The sequence below is a fragment of the Profundibacter amoris genome (assembly GCF_003544895.1).
Taxonomy (GTDB): domain Bacteria; phylum Pseudomonadota; class Alphaproteobacteria; order Rhodobacterales; family Rhodobacteraceae; genus Profundibacter; species Profundibacter amoris.
In genome coordinates, this window is record NZ_CP032125.1 from 2,493,051 (window position 1) to 2,510,966 (window position 17,916).

The 17,916-nt window shown below is 59.2% G+C and carries 22 protein-coding genes; 7 read left to right on the top strand and 15 right to left on the bottom strand.

Going from position 1 to position 17,916, the window contains the following annotated elements:
• Positions 1–363: 363 nt before the first annotated feature.
• From BAR1_RS12400 to BAR1_RS12420, 5 genes are all read right to left on the bottom strand, one after another.
• On the bottom strand, positions 364–756 hold the full coding sequence (locus BAR1_RS12400; protein WP_118943308.1) for a type II toxin-antitoxin system death-on-curing family toxin: 393 nt from the start codon (positions 754–756) through the stop codon (positions 364–366).
• On the bottom strand, positions 753–977 hold the full coding sequence (locus tag BAR1_RS12405; RefSeq protein WP_118943309.1) for an AbrB/MazE/SpoVT family DNA-binding domain-containing protein: 225 nt from the start codon (positions 975–977) through the stop codon (positions 753–755). Before BAR1_RS12405 ends, BAR1_RS12400 begins: the two co-directional genes overlap by 4 nt.
• Positions 978–1,042: 65 nt before the next feature.
• A complete protein-coding gene (locus BAR1_RS12410) occupies positions 1,043–1,483 on the bottom strand; it encodes a DUF6362 family protein (protein WP_118943310.1) in 441 nt (146 codons plus the stop codon).
• Positions 1,480–1,686 carry a hypothetical protein gene (locus BAR1_RS12415; RefSeq protein WP_456107143.1) on the bottom strand — a complete coding sequence of 69 codons (207 nt, stop codon included), beginning with the start codon at positions 1,684–1,686 and terminating at the stop codon, positions 1,480–1,482. The genes BAR1_RS12410 and BAR1_RS12415 overlap by 4 nt, the downstream gene beginning before the upstream one ends.
• A complete protein-coding gene (locus BAR1_RS12420; protein ID WP_323368575.1) occupies positions 1,683–2,084 on the bottom strand; it encodes a hypothetical protein in 402 nt (133 codons plus the stop codon). The genes BAR1_RS12415 and BAR1_RS12420 overlap by 4 nt, the downstream gene beginning before the upstream one ends.
• A 142-nt stretch (positions 2,085–2,226) precedes the next feature.
• Between BAR1_RS12420 and BAR1_RS12425 the strand changes: the two genes are divergently transcribed.
• Entirely contained in the window at positions 2,227–2,613 is a 387-nt protein-coding gene (locus BAR1_RS12425; protein ID WP_118943311.1) for a hypothetical protein, read from the top strand.
• Between the two features lie 374 nt (positions 2,614–2,987).
• On the opposite strand, the gene BAR1_RS12430 is transcribed toward BAR1_RS12425, so the two are convergent.
• The 10 genes from BAR1_RS12430 to BAR1_RS12475 form a co-directional block, all read right to left on the bottom strand.
• On the bottom strand, positions 2,988–5,315 hold the full coding sequence (locus BAR1_RS12430; protein WP_407681515.1) for an AAA family ATPase: 2,328 nt from the start codon (positions 5,313–5,315) through the stop codon (positions 2,988–2,990).
• On the bottom strand, positions 5,276–6,055 hold the full coding sequence (locus BAR1_RS12435; RefSeq protein ID WP_228408554.1) for a hypothetical protein: 780 nt from the start codon (positions 6,053–6,055) through the stop codon (positions 5,276–5,278). The genes BAR1_RS12430 and BAR1_RS12435 overlap by 40 nt, the downstream gene beginning before the upstream one ends.
• Positions 6,052–6,258, bottom strand: coding sequence for a DUF6511 domain-containing protein (locus BAR1_RS12440; protein WP_118943313.1), 207 nt, complete (start codon positions 6,256–6,258; stop codon positions 6,052–6,054). Before BAR1_RS12440 ends, BAR1_RS12435 begins: the two co-directional genes overlap by 4 nt.
• Positions 6,259–6,471: 213 nt before the next feature.
• A complete protein-coding gene (locus BAR1_RS12445; RefSeq protein ID WP_118943314.1) occupies positions 6,472–8,175 on the bottom strand; it encodes a DEAD/DEAH box helicase in 1,704 nt (567 codons plus the stop codon).
• A gap of 12 nt (positions 8,176–8,187) precedes the next feature.
• Positions 8,188–8,775 carry a hypothetical protein gene (locus BAR1_RS12450; protein WP_118943315.1) on the bottom strand — a complete coding sequence of 196 codons (588 nt, stop codon included), beginning with the start codon at positions 8,773–8,775 and terminating at the stop codon, positions 8,188–8,190.
• Between the two features lie 18 nt (positions 8,776–8,793).
• Positions 8,794–9,669: an ATP-binding protein gene (locus BAR1_RS12455; RefSeq protein ID WP_118943316.1), complete on the bottom strand. Its 876-nt coding sequence runs from the start codon at positions 9,667–9,669 to the stop codon at positions 8,794–8,796.
• Entirely contained in the window at positions 9,666–10,151 is a 486-nt protein-coding gene (locus BAR1_RS12460; protein WP_118944473.1) for a hypothetical protein, read from the bottom strand. The genes BAR1_RS12455 and BAR1_RS12460 overlap by 4 nt, the downstream gene beginning before the upstream one ends.
• A gap of 11 nt (positions 10,152–10,162) precedes the next feature.
• On the bottom strand, positions 10,163–10,369 hold the full coding sequence (locus tag BAR1_RS12465) for a helix-turn-helix transcriptional regulator (RefSeq protein WP_118944474.1): 207 nt from the start codon (positions 10,367–10,369) through the stop codon (positions 10,163–10,165).
• 205 nt (positions 10,370–10,574) lie between these two features.
• A complete protein-coding gene (locus tag BAR1_RS12470; protein ID WP_162891776.1) occupies positions 10,575–12,458 on the bottom strand; it encodes a 7-cyano-7-deazaguanine synthase in 1,884 nt (627 codons plus the stop codon).
• Complete coding sequence (locus tag BAR1_RS12475) at positions 12,445–13,242, bottom strand: hypothetical protein (protein ID WP_118943318.1); 798 nt, start codon at positions 13,240–13,242, stop codon at positions 12,445–12,447. The genes BAR1_RS12470 and BAR1_RS12475 overlap by 14 nt, the downstream gene beginning before the upstream one ends.
• A 147-nt stretch (positions 13,243–13,389) precedes the next feature.
• Between BAR1_RS12475 and BAR1_RS12480 the strand changes: the two genes are divergently transcribed.
• The 6 genes from BAR1_RS12480 (at position 13,390) to BAR1_RS12505 (ending at position 17,887) form a co-directional block, all read left to right on the top strand.
• Positions 13,390–14,562 carry a Fic family protein gene (locus tag BAR1_RS12480; RefSeq protein WP_118943319.1) on the top strand — a complete coding sequence of 391 codons (1,173 nt, stop codon included), beginning with the start codon at positions 13,390–13,392 and terminating at the stop codon, positions 14,560–14,562.
• Positions 14,563–14,575: 13 nt separating this feature from the next.
• A complete protein-coding gene (locus BAR1_RS12485) occupies positions 14,576–15,292 on the top strand; it encodes a hypothetical protein (protein WP_118943320.1) in 717 nt (238 codons plus the stop codon).
• A 180-nt stretch (positions 15,293–15,472) separates the two neighbouring features.
• Positions 15,473–15,697 carry a hypothetical protein gene (locus tag BAR1_RS12490; protein WP_118943321.1) on the top strand — a complete coding sequence of 75 codons (225 nt, stop codon included), beginning with the start codon at positions 15,473–15,475 and terminating at the stop codon, positions 15,695–15,697.
• Positions 15,694–16,194, top strand: coding sequence for a DUF2924 domain-containing protein (locus BAR1_RS12495; protein ID WP_118943322.1), 501 nt, complete (start codon positions 15,694–15,696; stop codon positions 16,192–16,194). The genes BAR1_RS12490 and BAR1_RS12495 overlap by 4 nt, the downstream gene beginning before the upstream one ends.
• Positions 16,194–17,504, top strand: coding sequence for a recombinase family protein (locus tag BAR1_RS12500; RefSeq protein WP_118942346.1), 1,311 nt, complete (start codon positions 16,194–16,196; stop codon positions 17,502–17,504). Before BAR1_RS12495 ends, BAR1_RS12500 begins: the two co-directional genes overlap by 1 nt.
• Complete coding sequence (locus tag BAR1_RS12505; protein ID WP_118943323.1) at positions 17,501–17,887, top strand: hypothetical protein; 387 nt, start codon at positions 17,501–17,503, stop codon at positions 17,885–17,887. Before BAR1_RS12500 ends, BAR1_RS12505 begins: the two co-directional genes overlap by 4 nt.
• The last annotated feature ends 29 nt before the right edge of the window (positions 17,888–17,916 follow it).

The window sequence follows — 17,916 nt, forward strand, 5'->3', positions numbered from 1 at the left end:
GCATCAGCGTGCGAAACGAAATGCCCCCGGGAGGCCGTTTCGTTTCAGGCGGGATTTTTGGGCCGTCACGCCCTTGTTTCATTGAGGTTATGGTAAAAACGAAACGAAACGGGTGTTTTTTCAAACGTCACTGGGAAACTTGCGCGCCTAGCCCCCCCGTATACGTTTTGCACAGGAAGGGACCCGTACAATATCAAGGGGTTAGCTATGCGCGCTTGCGTTTCCACGACAGGCATTTCCGCCCACGTCTCTCGCGATTATGTCCAATTTGTAGCCCCCGAAGCCGAATGTGTCACGCGTTTCGGTGTACACCCGAAAATTGTACCGCAAACACGATTTTGCTTGACAGGTATCACATGGAAATCACTCCGCAAGATGCGCGCGCACCCATTCGGTCAGTGCGACCTCGGTCAGATCACCAGCTGCCAAAGACATGACCAGGTCATACTTCTCGCCCGCCGTTGCCGCCAGCTCCGCGCCGTTCAGTTTCAAAAACAGCCGCATCACGATCAGGGCCGTGCGCTTGTTGCCATCGGCAAACGGATGGTTGCGCGCAATACCAAAACCATAGGTCGCTGCCAGTTCGGCAAGGTCGGGCGGCGGGTTGCCATAGGTCAGGCGGTTGCGGGGCCGGTCAAGGGCCGAGGCCAGCGCGCCCGCGTCCCGCACACCTTCCGCGCCGCCGTGTTCCGCAAGTTGCCGCCGATGGATGGCCTCGACAACATCCGCGCGCACCCAGACAGGTCCGGGCGTCATTCGGCCAGCTTTTTCAGAACGTCGCGGTCCTCGCGCATGATCTCCTCGGCCGCATCCATCTGGGCCGCGAAGGCGGGGTCATAGGGGGTCAGCTCGATCCCGTTCGGGGTCTCGATGGCATAGAGCCGATCGCCGCGCTTCACCCGCAAACGGGCCAGCAGGTCTTTTGGCAAAACAACCCCGACGGAATTTCCGATACCGGTGAGTTTCAAGCTGGACATGGTGCTCTCCTTTGATGCGGGGTTATAATAGGTGTTATAACCTGATAATTCAACCACTCGCGCGATCACCGCACCCTCGGGCCGGTTCTGGCCCGTTTGATCACAAAATCCATGGACCGCCGCAAGGGTGGCTTCCGCCCGTTCAGCCGCCAGACGATCACTGCAAGCCCGTAGTGCCACCGGCGGGTTGCGGCGGTGCGCGACAGTCCAAACTGCCAGCAGATCGGTTTCCATGGCTTGCCATTGGCGCGGAGCCAGAGCAGTTTGGCATCCTCGGCCTCCAGCCAGTGCAGCCACAGCATGGCCTCGTCGGCCTGCGAGATCATACGCGGGCTTGGGCGGGGTTGGCGCATTTTCGGTTCCTGTCCGACCTGATCGGCGAAGCTGTGGAGGTAGTCGGGCCAGGCGTTGAAATACCCCTGCGGTTTCACGTCCGGCATCTGCCGGAACACTCCGGCCGCCAGTTCCAGCCGGTCCTGCACCCTTGTCATGGTCCAGTCATTCATCGCGTCGCCTCCCCGTCCTGCGGGCGTTTGCCATAAAGCTTTTCGCCCAGTTGGCGCACCAATTCCCGTTCCGGCCATGTCAGCCGGTCATCATCAAGCGCCACGGCCAACAACCCCTGTTCCTTCCAGCCCTCGCGCTTGACCTGATCGGGCGTGCGGCGGGTGCCACCATAGCCCCTCGGGGTAAACCTCATGCCGTTCATGCCATGCCTCCCTTCGTTTCCATCGCCCAGTGCAGGATGGCGATGGCGTCGGCCTCGTTGTCGTCTGCAGGACTGTAACCGCGCGCCTGTGCGGCTTCGATCATCATGGCCTTGCTGGCATTGCCCTTGCCGGTGGCGTGTTTCTTGATCGTGCCAACCGGCACCCCCTGATAGGGCACGCCCCGCATTTCCGCCCAGGCGGTCAGCGTGGCCATGAGCCCGCCATAGACGTGCGCGGCGTCGGTGCCCGCGTGGCGGCGGACCTCTTCGAACCAGATGGTTGCGATTGGCCCCGCGAGGTGGTCCAGCTCGGTCAGCCAATTGACGAACCTCAGGTAACGCATACCCCCGCCATCAAAGCGTCTGGGGCGAAACGATACGGTCCCGCTGGTTATCAAGCCATCGTGCCCGCGCATGGCCCAGCCCGTGGTGGTGCCAAGGTCGAGGGCAAGGAAGGCTCCGAGGGTTGGGGTTGGAGTGGCCAACGTAGGCCCAGGCTTGCAAAGGGTGGGATCAATATTGTTCATCGGTAGGCTCCTGTTGTTTGAACTGCTCTGGAATTGGAAATGCTCAGACACGGGATTTCCTCCGCGTCGGGTTTCGTTTGAGAAATCGCTGGCGACGCTTTCGCCCGGCCATGGTGACGGCTCGGCCAGGGCGATGGTGGTCCGGGCAACGTCGGTTGAAATACCCGTTCGCCACCAGACCCGTGACCACCTCGAAAGCCACGCCACAATCGCAGCAATGACTGCGCCAAACCAAAAGGGTTGTCGCTGCACCATCGCGGCGAATGTGCGGTTCGTGCGCCACCAACTCATAGCGCTGACCTTCCCGCATCAGGACGAAGCCGACATCCGGGGGCTGCTGGAAATGAATTCTGCGGGCAAGTTTTTTGGTAGCCATGGGCTGGGTCTCCTTGGTGGTTGAATGCAATGCGCGGAAACCCTCCGGAACGGAGCCCGGAGGAGGAGACGCAAGGCGTAGCCGCCAGCGTCCTCCTCCCACTCCGTAGGAGTGGGTTTCACCCCCTAAACTAGGAACGAGATGTAAGAGGTTGTTATTGCCGGTGAAAATGCAGTTTGGGACGCTTAAACCGTGATCGCCCGCCCAATCTGGTTGGGACGAAGCACGACGCGTTCGGGCGTAACGCTGCAGGGGTAGTTTGGGTTGCGAAACCAAACTGGTCCAAACTGGGTAGCGCGTAGTCTGTCGGGATTTTGTCGGGGTAGTTTCGGAAATCCGCCCCATCTGGCTCAAACTGGCTGGAGCGCAAAACCGCGCAAGCGTCATGGCATGGAAAATCATGGCCGATCCTCCTGCGCATAGACCCAGATTTCGGGGTTTTCGACCTCGAGCAGAGCCCCGGTGCGAGGGGATTTGAAATGCGTCGGGCGCACCGGAATACGGGCGGGTTGCACCTCGCCAGTGTCGGGATCGACCTGTTCACCGTCCCCGGGAAACTCCATCCCCTCGACGCAGAGATAGCCAAATCGGGAGCGCGACGGCGCGAGGCCATAGGGTTTTGCGTCGCGCAGGAATTTGATGAACCCTTTGGTGGAAAGCACATTCAGGCGTTCGCGGATCGTGTCCTTGCCGCCCAGACCAGCGGTATTTTCAAACGCCTCGGCAAACTGGTTGATGGTGTAGAGATGCCCGTCACTGGCCGCATCCAGCAGGATGCCGAGGATCACATCCCCCTTGCGCACCCGCTCGGCGTCGTGTTTTGCGCCCACATCCTTGCGCACGAGGCGCTCGTTCATCGGGTTCAATTCGACCCATTGGCCCTTGACCTTGTCGATCAGCTTGGACGGCAAGGCTGGTCCGTTGCGCAGCTCGATTTCCAGTTTGCGCTCGCTGGCTTCCTCGTCAGGACGGTGCATGATGATGCCGGAGGTGTAGAATCCGCGCAGGGAACTGGCCCCGGACAGGGCCAGAAACGGGTCTTCTTTCACCTGGTGCTTGCCGAGCTTCTTGGTGTGGTGAACGAGGATCACACCGCAATCGGGGTTCACCGCCTCGCGCAGGACCTCGACGCGATCGCGCAGGAAGAACATCATCGCGCCGTTGTCGTTTTCACCGCCGCCGTCTGGGCCACCGTCAAAAACGTTGCGGATCGGGTCGATACAGAGAATATCAACGGGAGCGCTCGGAAACGCCTCCCTTACGGCTGCGGCGGCCATGGCGCTGCCTTGCTCGTCCAGCAGCAGTTTCAGCTTGGGCGTGGCCACGAAGGTGTCGCGGGCCGCAACGATCACCTCGGGCGGCAGGGCGATCTGTTTCAGCCGCTCGCGCAGATAGTGATACTGGATCTCGGCCTGCAGGTAGAACACACGCAGGGGGCGTGGCGGGGTGAAGCCTAGAAATGGCACTCCGGCGGCCATATGCACCAGCCAGGAGATCAGAAAATCACTCTTGCCGACCTTGGGCGCGCCGCCAACCACCAACAGCCCGCCGGGGGTCAACACGCGGGGCGCAATGATATCCTTGGGCATGGGGGTGGTGTCGTCCAGCAATTCGCCGAGCGTGAAGGCTGACATTTCCGGCGGGGTTTTGGCACTGTTGGTGCGCAGCAGTGGCGGACCGTTCTTCTCCACATGCTTGGCCCAGAGCCGCTCGGCCTCGGCCTTCAGGCGGTCTTCAGGCCAACTCGGGCGCAGCATGGCGGCGTTGTAGCCGCAGATTGCCTCCCAGCCCTCGTCCGGTGACATACGACCCTCATGCACCATCCGGATGAAATGGCCGATGGCGGCGGAGGCTCCCTCGAACCGGGTCCAACCGTCCGTGCCGCCTTCGTGAACGGGGTTGGTCAGGACCGATCCGAGGGCCGGTTTGTCCGCTGTTTCCGGTGTGGGTTGCATGCCAACGCCGGGAATTGCCGGCATGTCCGCAACCAGTTCGGCGAAATCGGCGAGATCGACTTCGATGCCATTGTGCTCGCGGATCTGCACGAGCCGCTGGAACCCGCCCTTGTGATAGACGCTACCCGCTACGCGGATCGGCTGGTGGGCGGAGCGGAAATGGGTGTCACCGCCAACCTTGATGGCAATCTCACCACGCAAGGCGCACAACCTCGCCAAGTCCTCGCCCTCAACCGGCTCGGTCAGTTGCCACCAGACATGCAGCTTGGTCGCCCCATCCGGTGTGCGCCCGCCGCTCTCAATGATCAGCGTGGGCTGGCCCAGATACCGGACCAGGTGTTCCAGCTTTGCCGGAATATCGCCCGCATCCAGATCGACGATGATGGCCTGCATTTGCAGAACGTCCGCCGATTTGGCCTGACCCGGCTCGGCTACAGTGCCCGGAATCACGTAGACCGCCGCACCCTCACGCGCCGCCCAATTGGCGAAGGTCGCGAGCTTTTCCGGCGCGGTATCATCCGCGTCGATCCAGATATTATGCGGTTTCCCATCCTTGCCTTGACCCTTGTCGACAAAACCGCGCACGGGGATCAGGCCTTCGCAATAACCGAACACCACATCGAGGAACGTCGCGATCTGTGCCGCGTCGGGCTCCACCCCGAACGGATCATCAAGCGGGGCAGCGTCGTTGAAGTCGTTCCACGGGTTAAAATGGATGATGTTGTCGTCGCTCAATAGTCCTGCCTCCAGCAACGGTCGGCGTAGGCGCAAAACCGGCATTCAAAAAAATCTCGGGATTGGGCGATGCGGGGCAGCAGGTCGCCCGCGTCCGTCGCCTGCAGGATGCGCACGGCCCGATCCGACATGCGCTGCGCCAGCGCGGCATCGAACGGGACCAGTTCGTGGTAAAGCTCGGCCGTGTCCTTGTTGATGGCGGTGAACAGCGCCGGGGTGTTACTGATGCCCGGCACGCTGGGTTCCATATAGGCTTGGTAGATGGCGATCTGGGTCGCATAGACCGGTTTGGATATCGCGACCCCGTCCTTAACGCAGGCACGCCAGTTTTTGGCGTTCATGGTTTTGCATTCCCAAAGTGCGGGCATGCGCAAACCGAGCGCGGCGGGGGCCCCCATAATGATCCCGTCGACATGGCCGCGAATACGCCCGCCCGCGACCGAAAACCCGAACTGGCGGTGCGACCGCTGCGAACCCCCATCTGGTTTCTCGGTCACCAGATCGATGCCAGCGGCCCGCAGCCAGCGAATAGCCAGGTCCTCGAGCATATGTCCGATGGCAAAGATGCGCAGAACCTGTCCGCTGAAATCGCCCCCGTCATCCTTGGGGGCCTGCGCAAACTCGAATTGCAGCGCCCGTTCGCAGGGTACGCCGAGGCGGGAGGCCCCGAGATAGTCGCGTGGCACTTCGTTGTCCCGCTCGTCGATCAACGCCGCATCGACCAAATCGTTGATGCGCTCACCCATGGAGGGGCGCGGGTTGTAATCCAGTGTCAAAACGGAATCTCCGATGCTTGCGATTTTGCGATGTCGGCCATGGCCTCGCGGAAACCCTCGACGGCTTCCTCGATCAGGGCACGGACCTGTGGCTCGGTGAGATTGGCCAATTCCGTCTGCCAGCCGATTTCCTCCATCAGCAGGGCGATACGCTGCATGGTGGCGGTGACGGCGGCGCGTTCTTCTTCGGTGAGATCAACCATGGCCACAGACCACCCTGAAGATGCGTGGGCCCGAGCCGCCCAAAAACCCTGACAGGCCATCGAACAGAACCAGAAATAAGAGCGGGAGCGTTTCCGGCGATGTGGTTCGCGCCAGCCAAAACCACGGGTGGGTTGCCGGCAGACTGCACAGAGTTTGCCACGCGGATGCCATAAACGTTGCCGGTCTGTTGTCGTTGGGAAGTTGGTCATGTCTCATGCCGCCCTCCCGATTGCATCGCCGTTGCGAACGGTGCGACCACCGTTGTCCGCCCCGAACACCAGCGAACGGATGGCATTGCGGTTGAAGCGAAAAGACAGCAGCGCCGAGGCCTGATAACGGGTCAGACCGAAATCCTGCCGGTATTCAGCAGGCAGATATTGCAGCTGCTTTTGCGTTGGCGGCTGGTTCAACCAGCGCCGTGTTTTATGGGCGCTCTCGTCAGACTCATGCGTGTTCAGCCAGTCATCGGCGGCGGCGAGGCAAACCGTGCGCTCGCCCACGGCCAGCAATCGGGGCCGTTCCTTTTGCCGTCCGCCAATCCCGTGCCAGCGGCTATTCAGGAAAAACACACCGCCCCAGGCGACAAATCCGTTGGCAATCAGGGCCGCATCATCGCCGAACAGGTCACACCAGCGGAAGCTGGAGCGTTTCAGCAAGTCGATCTCGGACATGACGAATTCGGACAACTCCGTGGGTCCGTCGGCCTCGTCGCGCTCCCAGAGGTGGCCACAAAGCGGGCATTCCATCACCGCCAGCGGCACGGTGGCTTCGCAATCGGGACATTCCTTGGTCGGGGCCTCGCCACTTCCCTCGCGGCCATCGAGATCGACATCCTGCTCGAGCGAGCCGTGCAACAGGGTCGAAGTGCCAAAATCCAGCACGATGCAATCGGTCTTTAAAACGCCCGGATGCTCACCGGGGTCAACCGTGCGCAAGCCCCGCCCGACCATCTGCATCATGGTGGATTTGTATGAACTGGGCCGCAGCAGCACGACGCAGGAAGTGGGCGGATGGTCCCAACCTTCCGTGAGGACGGAAATATTTACGATGACGCGGGTTTTACCCGAAGCATAGGCGGCCAGAATATGCCTGCGTTCTTCGGCCCCGAGATCGCCATGGATTACGGCCGTAGCCACGCCAGCGGCGCTGAACGCCTCGGCGACGTTTTCGGCATGGGCCACGGTCGAACAAAACACCACCGTTTGGCGATCGCCAGCCTTTTCCTTCCAATGGCGGATAACCTCGTCGGTCACCGGCGCGTGGTCCATGATTTCCGCCACTTCGCCCATGTCAAAATCGGCGACAGATTTGCGAACATTCTGCAGTTTGTCCTGCACGCCGACATCAACGACGAAGGTACGCGGCGGCACCAGGTGCCCCGAAGCAATCAACTCGCCAAGCCGCACCTGATCGGCGACGTTGTCGAACACGGAACGCAGCCCTTTCTTGTCGCCCCGGTTTGGCGTGGCCGTGACCCCGAAGATCCGACAATCCGGATTGGCGTCGCGAGCCCGGTCGATGATGCGTCGATAACCGTCAGCCACTGCGTGGTGCGCTTCGTCAATCACCAGAAGATCGAGTTTGGGCATGGCGGCAAGGTTTGCTGGGCGCGTCAGGGTCTGGACCATGGCAAAAGTGGTCTGGCCAGCCCAGTTCTTGGTTTTGGCATCAACGACCGACGTGCTCAGCTGTGGATTGACGCGGCGATATTTGTCCCGGTTCTGGGAGGTCAATTCGTCGCGATGCGCAAGCACGCAAGCCTTGGCCTTGGTTCCCTGGATAGAGCCGGCAATGACCGCGGACAAAGTGATCGATTTTCCGAATCCGGTGCTGGCCACAGCAATCGTATTGCCGTGCTCATCGAGCGCACGAAGGCTGCGCTCAACAAAGAGTTTCTGGCGGGGGCGGAGCAACATGGCCGGACCCTCCTATTGCGCCCAGGACGGACGGCCGGTGGCCGACGGTGCCTGAGGGGGTTGCGAACCCTGCGAGGATTGCGAGGGCTGCGCCGGTGCCATCGCACCCATGATCGCGGAGTAATCCTTGTGGTCTGGCGTCACCGCAGAACGGATCTCGTTCTTGTCATCTCCGTTGGCATCGGTGCCAACATCGATGCGGGCGACGAATTCAATCCCGTCGAGATCGGCAAAACCACCGATCCGCCGCGCCGCCTGCGCCTCGGGCGACATGTCCTTGTCGGAAATTCCCCGCGCAGAATTGAGGATGCCGCGCACCAGCGAGCGGCCCATATTGCCCCAGTCCGGCCCCTTGGGGCTGTAGAGCCCGATCAGCGTGAAGATTTTGCGCCGTGCATATTGACCCTCCAGCACGGTGAATTCACCGTTCAGATAGACCGCGCCGGTCGAGCCGCGTGTGGCATAGCCGCCTGTCCAGCCCTGGCTCGGGTCATCGAACCCGCCGGGGCGGATCGTCAGGCGCACCTTGGCCAGCGTGCCCTTGGGGATCAGGTTGATGTTGCTTTTTGCGTCGTTAAAGTCATTCCAGAGTCCAGTCATGGATCAGGTCCTTTTCGTTTAGTTGGGGGATGTGTTCTGGTCGGCCAAAGCGGCCGGCTCAGGGGATTGGGTGTAGGTCAGCCGATCGGCAGCAGGCGCGCCGGGGGTTCTGATCTTGTCCATCAGATGGCCGAGATGCGGCTCTTCGACCTGCGCGAGGCGACCCGAGCGATCCTTGGCGGGAAAGCCCCAAGGGTTGATCGTCTGGCAAACAAAGGCGCGATATGGCACGCCGTCATCACCGGCGAGTTCAGCCATAGTAATGACCTCGTCGACGATGCCGGGCAGTTCCAGACCGGTCTTGGAACCGTCGATCTGGGCCGAGAACACCTTGCGATTGAAGTCGTCCAGCTTCTCGTCGAGGATGCCGACGAACCAGACGTTTTTCGCCCGCGTGTGCTGCAGATGCGTGAGCCAGCCGATCATCTCGCGGCCGTGCAGCCCGTAGGCCCCGCGCACATCCGGCTTGCCGGTCTTTTCCGAGAACGCCTCGGGCTGGCCCTTGCACCAGCCGAAACACAGCCGACCCGCAACGGTGATCGAGTCGATGAAGATGGTCTGGTATTTCTCGAGCGCGGCGGGATCGCCGAACTGCTCGCAGACGGCCGCGTAATGCGCCGGGCCATAAGGCTGATCATCGCGCAGCGCCGGGTTGGGCCCGCCGATGAACACCGCGAAATCCCGACACTCGGCCCAGGTGCGCGGCCGGATCGTGTCGCCCTGCCAGCCCTCGATGGCGAGATCACCCGCCTCGAGATCCATGAACAGGGTGGAGGAAGGATCGAGCGTCCAGAGCAGGCTGGTTTTGCCAATTCCGGATTTGCCAAAGATGCAGCCTTTGATACCGCGTTGCTCGACCAACCGCTCGTCGGCGCTGATGATGGGAAGGCTCATTGCGCGTCCCCCTCATCCGACAGGGTGATTTTCAGCTTGCCGGGGTGAACCGTGCGGGCATCGCGAAACGCCTCCTGCATCGAGCTGGGCCAGGCCGCGAACTTGCGCTCGGCCACCTTGTAGCTGATGTCGATGATCTCGGCGGGGTCATCGCCCGCCTGCCGGATGCGTTCGATCATGCGGGCCAGTTGTGTCTGATCCCAGGCAACGCGCTTGGGCAGGTCGGCTTTGACCATGATCTCGCCGTCCGCAAACCGAACCGTTCCGGTATCTTTTTGCGCGGTCCGGCGCAGATCGTCGGCCTGATCGGCGTATTTGAGCGCCAGCGCCCCATCGAGCCACTCGCAGGCCATCTTGGCCGAGCGCAGCGCCTTGGTGGTTTCCTGTTGCAGGCGCGCCAGTTCTGCCGCCGGCAAACCCGCGATTTCGCCCACAGGCATGTGCTTGAGCGCCTCGAGCGTGATGTGATTGGGAATATTCATGTCCATCCCCCTCACGCCATCGCCCGGGGGACGTTCGGTGTCGCCTGGCGGATCTGCTCGGCCTCAAAGGCCTCCACATCCTCGAGCCGGTAAACGACCCGCCCGCCAAGCTTGATGAATTGCGGGCCTTCACCGGCCCAACGCCACCGCTCCAATGTGCGCGGTGAAATGTTCCATCGAGCCGCAAGCTCGATCTGGTTGAAATGTCTGACAGGCATGGGCCTCTCCACGAAGTTAATGGTTGCGTTTCTCCCAGACACGTTTTGGCGTCTGGAATTACCCATTAATTTCAGTGTTTTGGCCGCCTGATTATATAATCAGGCTCAATTTTCTTTGTGACATGCCGCACGAAAAAGGCCCTGAAAAATCAGGGCCCGAGCGGTTCAATTGTGACATGACGCCAGTTGGTTTGTGACATCGCCCTCAATGCTCTGTCGGTGGCGGCCCCTTTTTCTTGATATCGGCCAAGGCAACTTCGCGCAGATTCGGGTTGAGCCGGTAACCTTTGCCATGGAGATTTTCGATGAAACTATTCTCATCCAAAGGAATGCCAAGATCCGTGGCGAGCGGTTTAAGGGTGCCGCGCAAGCGTCTCAGCAATGTTCGCAAAGCAGGTTCAGATATTTTGAGTTCGCCAGCCAAATCAGGGGCAGTGATGCATTCGATCGTTTGCACGTCGCGCTTGGCTGATCGGAAATTGGCCAGCAAGTTTTCAACCAATTGGAAATTGGCACCCTCGAGCGCCTGGCCGTTGTGGAACAGGATATGGTTGTTCCTTTCATCCACAGCAAATTCAAGAATTGGGGCTGCAAGGCGGTCCATGAAACCCTTTGCCTGCGCATCATAATCTGACGGTGGTGCCACAGTGATTTGGCTACGATTCAGGCACATGCTCAAAAGGGCTCCTGCCGGTAACCCCTCTCCGCCTTGCGCAAGTTTTCCCTTATGTTGCACCAAGCCATCTTCAATGACGGCCACAACATCAAGGGAGTGGCGCATATACAATTCATAAACCCGATCCTTCGCTTCATCCGCCGAAAGATCGGAAAATTCACCGAGTGCTGATGTGATTTGTGGATTTGTCGAAAGAAACCTTTCCTTCGTTGATGACGAAAAAGTCTGGAAAAATTTCACATAGGAAAGCGCCATGCGAACATCACGATCCTGGCTACGATCGCCCAATAGCAGGTCCAACTTGTAGCTATCCCCGGGGTCCAAATCTTCCAAGCCTGCCGCCAAAATTGCGAACCTTCTATCGATGCATTGCGAACAGGCACCGCAATGATGCTTCTTTTTCGTCCAAGTTCTCGGGCGGGTACAACTGTTGGTTTTTCCAAGAAGGTGCCCAAACCCGTTTGCAGGTATAATTTGCGTCACCTCCTTCTTGGTAAACCACTGGAAAGGTGTTCTTATTTCAATATTCTTATCCAATATCTCCGAGAACAATTCTTCGAAACCACGAATAACCTTTGGGTGCGTCGTCCGCGTGGCCCTGGCACCCAGCACATCTTTTGCTATCGGGATGTTCAAGCTCACAACACCATTTTCGTAGAAAGTGAATTCGTCTTTCTTGAACATCTGTGCCACGACCAAAGCCAGACACGCAAAGAGAAAGGAGCGGGTCCGCTGGGTGTATTCGCTCGCATTTACCTTGGTATTGGTCACGTTGATCGGGACATAAAATATCTGGTTCGCCAGATTTCCTTGTTTCAGGCCTTCAATAAGCTCTTTTTGGACTTTGAATACGGCATTTGCCGAATGGTGACCCACGAGAACCAGCTTCTTACCTTCCTGTACGAGGTCTCTGACAGCTCCCGAAAACGAGTCAACTCCCCCTGAAAATAACGCAATTTCATCCGGGTCAAATGTTCCCTGGCTTAGCCCGGGGAAATACATCTCCTTCTCAGCCAAGGGTTTTCCCGCCTTTACGAAAGAAAAGGCGTAGGAATCTTCAGACAAAAACCCCAATGTCTCACAAAGAGCGTTGATGACCGATTCGTTCTGCCAGCGTTCAGGGTCGCGCAACGGAATCGTGAAATTCATGACCCGTCGCCAATTTTTCCCATACCCCGCCAACACTTCTGTCCCGCGGCGAGATTGCTGGTCTGCACAGTAAACGTATGAGGCAACCTCAAGCAAATCCAGCAAAACATCAGGAATGTTACTCACCATTGCCTTGCTGATATCTTCGATCTTCAAATTGACGTTTCTCAGGTCTCCCTGGACATCCAACTGGATATTCTTTCCTGATTCGTCAGCATCAGAATCGGGGGTGGCACCGCCGCAGATAAAGTTAAACGTGTTCATTTGCGGCACTCCTGATAGACAATTCTTTCCTGATTTTCTTGAATGCGACATGGGCAAACCCTGCAACATCCTTGCGCGAGATATCTTTTTTCAGGTTATGGGCGTTCTTACCCAGCCAATCTTTGGCAAAGGCTCGCATGATGATTGTCGTTTCCGCACAATGGCGCTTGACCGCACCATCAAAGGAAACCATGTCACCCACCGACTGCACAAAGTTTCCCGGGCCGACATGACGGGGAATTTCGCGGTCAAGAAAATACTGGATATTGTGCTCAACCAGATTGGTGAAAAATCGCTGTGACAGTTCTGCGAATTTTTCGGGCGCAGAAAATGTTGCCACCGTCGTTCGTTCATCTTCGTGATCAGACGTCCAAAGGGATGGTGTGCTTTCCCGAGCCAAACTATCCAATGCTGCGATACCCGCATGCTTAGCCATTTCGCTCAGATCGGTGGTATTCGGGCTATTTCGCCGTTGCGCGGCCTCGATCGCGGCATCGAACCCGATCGCTAAATCGGTAATCGACGGGGAATCGGGGACAGCTATCCCTAAATTCTTCAATTCTTGGGCAAAGTTCTTGGACCTCGCAGCCTGTGGAATTTTAACCAGAAGCCACAAGGCTTCTATAAATGCTGGGTCTTTTGCTGCCTTCATCAGGGATTTGTCAGTTGCTTCGGCAACGGCATCGGCCAACGCGGGAATAGATACATCCCCGGCCTCCAAGTATGCCACGATTTCTCGCCATTTTTTTGTTGCGGGCGTTTGACCCAGCCTGACATGGCCCATTTCAACCCTCTTAAGAAAGCCTGAACGCAGTAAAATCTGCTCGTTCACTCCGAAAATACGGAACCTTTCGTTAGAAATTCGACAAGGAAACGATTCTTCGCTATCCTTTAACAAGCACATTGCCAAAGAAAGGCGCAAAGCACAACCATGACGATATCGGAAAATTCATCTCGTCTCGGCAAACTCGTCACGATTTCAACCGCCGGAGAGGTGGCGAAGGCGCTCATTCCGCCTGCGTTGCCTCCTGAACCGATGGTTCAGATGGATCAGCTCTATGGCCCGCTGGAACGGGCCAACCGGGCGCTGGGGCGGCTCGACGGGATCGCCTCGATCCTGCCGGATACCCCGTTGTTTCTCTACATGTATATCCGCAAGGAGGCCCTGCTGTCCTCGCAGATCGAGGGTACGCAGTCGTCGCTCTCGGACCTTCTGTTGTTCGAAAACGAAGAAGCCCCGGGGGTGCCGATCGACGATGTGGTCGAGGTGTCGAACTACGTGGCGGCCATGAACCATGGTTTGGAGCGGATCAGGAGCGGCTTTCCGATTTCCCTTCGCCTCATGCGCGAAATCCACGAGATTCTGCTGGCCAAGGGGCGCGGTGCCACCAAACAGCCCGGCCAGTTCCGCCATTCGCAAAACTGGATCGGCGGCACCCGCCCGGGCAATGCGCTGTTCGTGCCCCCGCCACCGAGTGCGGTGCTGGATCTGATGTCCGATCTCGAGGCGTTCATCCATGCCGATACGCCCGCCGTGCCAACGCTGGTCAAGGCCGGCCTGATCCATGTGCAGTTCGAAACCATCCACCCGTTCCTCGATGGCAATGGCCGCCTTGGCCGCCTGCTGATCACGCTTTTGCTCTGCGACAAGGGCATTCTGAAGGAACCGATCCTTTATCTCAGCCTCTATTTCAAAACCCATCGCCGGTACTATTACGATCTGCTGCAACGGGTGCGCGAGGATGGCGATTGGGAGGCGTGGATCGAATTCTTTCTCGACGGGATCACCGAAACCTCGTTGCAGGCGGCGGACGCCGCCAAGCAAATCCTGTCGCTGTTCGAGGAAGATCGTGCCAAGATCGAAAGCCTCGGGCGACCGGCGGCCTCGGCCCTGCGGGTGCATCAGTTGCTTCAGCAAAAACCGATCATCGCCATTCCCGATGCGGCCCGCGAAACCGGCATGTCGGCCCCGACGGTTGCCAAATCCATCCAGCATCTGCGCGACCTTGGCCTGTTGCGCGAGATCACTGGCAAACAGCGGGGCCGCATGTTCGTCTACAGCGATTATCTGGGCATCCTCAGCCAGGGGACGGAGCCAATTTGATGCGGGGGAAACCATGATAGAATTTGTGACCGTAAATGACGACGATCCGGCCCTGGCGCATTCTCCAATGGTACGCGCCATCGGCAAGACCTTTGCCTATATCGCCGAGAACGGCCCGATCGGCCTGACACCCTCCAAGGCCTTCAAGCGGGTCTTCGTGCATTGGGCCGCGGCGGAGTTCGACTGGCCCCGGCTGTCCGAGGCCGAACTGTTCAGCGTCAACAAGGTGCTGAACGAAATGGATTTCTGGCCGCTGATGGATATCCATGACACGCTGATCGCGCTCAAGATCGGGCGGCATTACAAAAGCAGCTTCCGCCTGACCAAGGCGGGCCAGTCGCTGGTTGACCATCCCGGGCGGCTATTTGGCGTCATCACCCCGTTCTATCTGTTCGAGTTCGACCACCTGCGCTTTGCGCGCATGCCGGAGCAACCGCGTGGCAACTGGGATGTCTTCCTGAACGTGCTGAATGTCGAGGCTGAAAACGGCATCACTGGCCGCGACATCGATCGCGTGTTTTATGGCACCCATTCAACGGAGCAATACAACCGCGATCTGGTGAGCCTCTACGCGCAGGTCCTGCGCCCCCTGATCTGGACCGGTCTTTTGGCGGAACACCGCAACATGGGGGAATGGGTCGAAGATGCCGTGTTTACCAAGACACCGCTTTGGCATGCCGCCCTGCGGCTTGATACAGACGACATGGTGAAACCGGCAATTCGTCACTGACCGGATACTTGGGCGAATCAAATCTGGGGATAGATCGAAGGAAGGGTCATCCAGCCTTTGATCAGCTTTCTAATGTTTTCGCCCCGCCACGCACAGTTACGCCAACCCGTTGATATTACTTGATATACTCTCACACATCCCTTTCATACGACCAAACCAACTCACTCTCTGAAGGTCGTTATGGAAGAACAAGTCGTGGGGCCGGACCCTTTTCCGGTGGACAGAATGGATACGGAGGAGCGGCTTGCCGATCTGGGCCGTATCCTGGCGGCGGGGATCCGGCGGATGCGTGGTGCCGAGCCGGAATCGGATGCCTCGGCAGCAGATTTGCTCCGCTATGTCGAGGTAGTCAGCAGGAGCCGCCGAGGGCGGCGTACCAAGATCCGGATCGGGGGTGGCGAATGATATCTACCCCTTCATCCCCGCCCAAGCCGGGTGAAAAACCCACCACCGACCAAACTGTTCTCTCCCGCCTCGCGGGTCTGAAAACCATGAGCGTGAACGAGCTGAAGGAAGAATGGGAACGGCTTTTTGCCACCGGCGCGCCCAATAACAGCCGGTCCTATCTGGAAATACGTATCGCCTACCGCATTCAGGAACTGACCCATGGCGGGCTGTCGAGAAAAAGCCGCCAGATGCTCAAGGCGCTGTCGGCCGAGATGCACGGCAAGCGGCTGGGCGGCACGCCCAAGATGCTCGACGATCGCAAACCCATCCCCGGCACCCGCCTGATCCGCGAATGGCAGGGCGTCACCCATGTGGTCACGGTCCAGCCCGACGGCTTCGATTATGACGGCCAGCGTTACAAATCGCTCTCCAAGGTGGCCAACACCATCACCGGCAAACATTGGAACGGGTTCGCGTTTTTCGGCCTTGGTCGTGCGCGGAAAGGCGGGGCCTGATGGACGGAACATTGCAAGCCACCCGCAAACTGCGCTGCGCCATTTACACCCGCAAATCCACCGAGGACGGGTTGGAGCAGGAGTTCAACACGCTGGATGCCCAGCGCGAGGCTTGCGAGGCTTATATCACCAGCCAGCGATCCGAGGGCTGGGTCGCGGTGCGCGAGCATTACGATGACGGCGGGTTCTCCGGCGGCACGCTGGAACGCCCCGCGTTGCGCCAGATGCTGGCAGATATCGAAAACGGGTTGGTCGATGTGATCGTGGTCTACAAGATCGACCGCCTCAGCCGCTCGCTGATGGATTTCGCCAGGCTGGTGGAGATTTTCGACCGCAATCAGGTGACTTTCGTTTCGGTCACGCAATCGTTCAACACCACCACCTCCATGGGGCGGCTGACGCTGAACATCCTGCTGAGCTTCGCCCAGTTCGAGCGCGAGGTCACCGGTGAGCGCATCCGTGACAAGATCGCCGCCTCACGCCGGAAGGGCATGTGGATGGGCGGCAGCGTGCCGTTCGGCTATGTGCTTCAGGACCGCAAGCTTGTGCCCCATAACACCGAGGCCGCGATCGTGAAGGCAGCATTCGAGCGCTATATTGATCTCGGCTCCAGCACCTTGCTGGCGCGGGAATTGCAGGCTAAGGGCGTGACCACCAAGGCAGGTAATCCACCGAATTCACAATTTGTCATCCGCATGCTACAAAATCCGGTCTATGCGGGTATGGCGCGCCACAAGGGCAAGAGCTTTCAGGGCGAGCATGAAGCCATCGTCGATCAGGCCACATGGGACCGTGTGCAGGAACGGCTCAAAGCCAATGGCCGCAAGCACCGGCGCGGACGGCGACCGAAGAACCCCGCCTACCTGCGCGGGTTGATCTTCCATGAAAACGGTGCGGCCATGACCCCGCATCACACCGGCAAAAAGCACAAGGAATACTGCTATTACGTCTCGACCGACTACCTGAAGGTCCGCCACACCGCGCCTTCGGCCGCGCCACAGCGCCTCGCCGCCGGCATGGTCGAAGGGGCCGTGGTGCGCGAGTTGCGCCGCGTGTTGCGCTCGCCTGAAATTACCGCCCGAACGGCAACAGAACTGGGTAAATGCACCGATACCAACGAGGTCGCCGCCGCCCTGCAGGATTTCGACAACCTCTGGACCCAGCTTTTCCACACCGAGCGCGCCCGTATCGTTCAGCTTCTGGTGCAACGCGTGACCGTCACCGGCGAGGGGTTATCGATCGACCTGCGGGCCGACGGGTTGAAGGGGCTGGCCAGCGAACTGATGACTGGGCAGGAGGCAAGCGCATGACCACCCCAGACACCATCCGCATTTTCGTGCCACTGGAATACCGCCGCCGCAACGGTCGCACCCAGATCCTGCCGCCCGAGAACCGGCTCGATGCCGAAGATCGCCAGCAGGATCCCCACATCCTGCGCGCCCTGACCCGCGCATGGGAATGGCGGCGGAAACTGGAAACCGGAGAGGCGAACACGATCAGCGATCTCGCGGCCGCCGAGGGTCTGTCCGACCGCTTCGTCAGCCGCCAGATCCGGATCGCCTATCTCGCACCAATGGTTGTTGATCGGCTGGTCGTGAAGCAGGAAATCCCGGCTGTGAAGATCTCCGATCTGATTGATATTGCAGCGAAACCGTGGGGGGAGCAGGAGGGAATGGTGTTTGATAACCTATAGAACACAGCGAGAAGATTTGTATCGCCTGC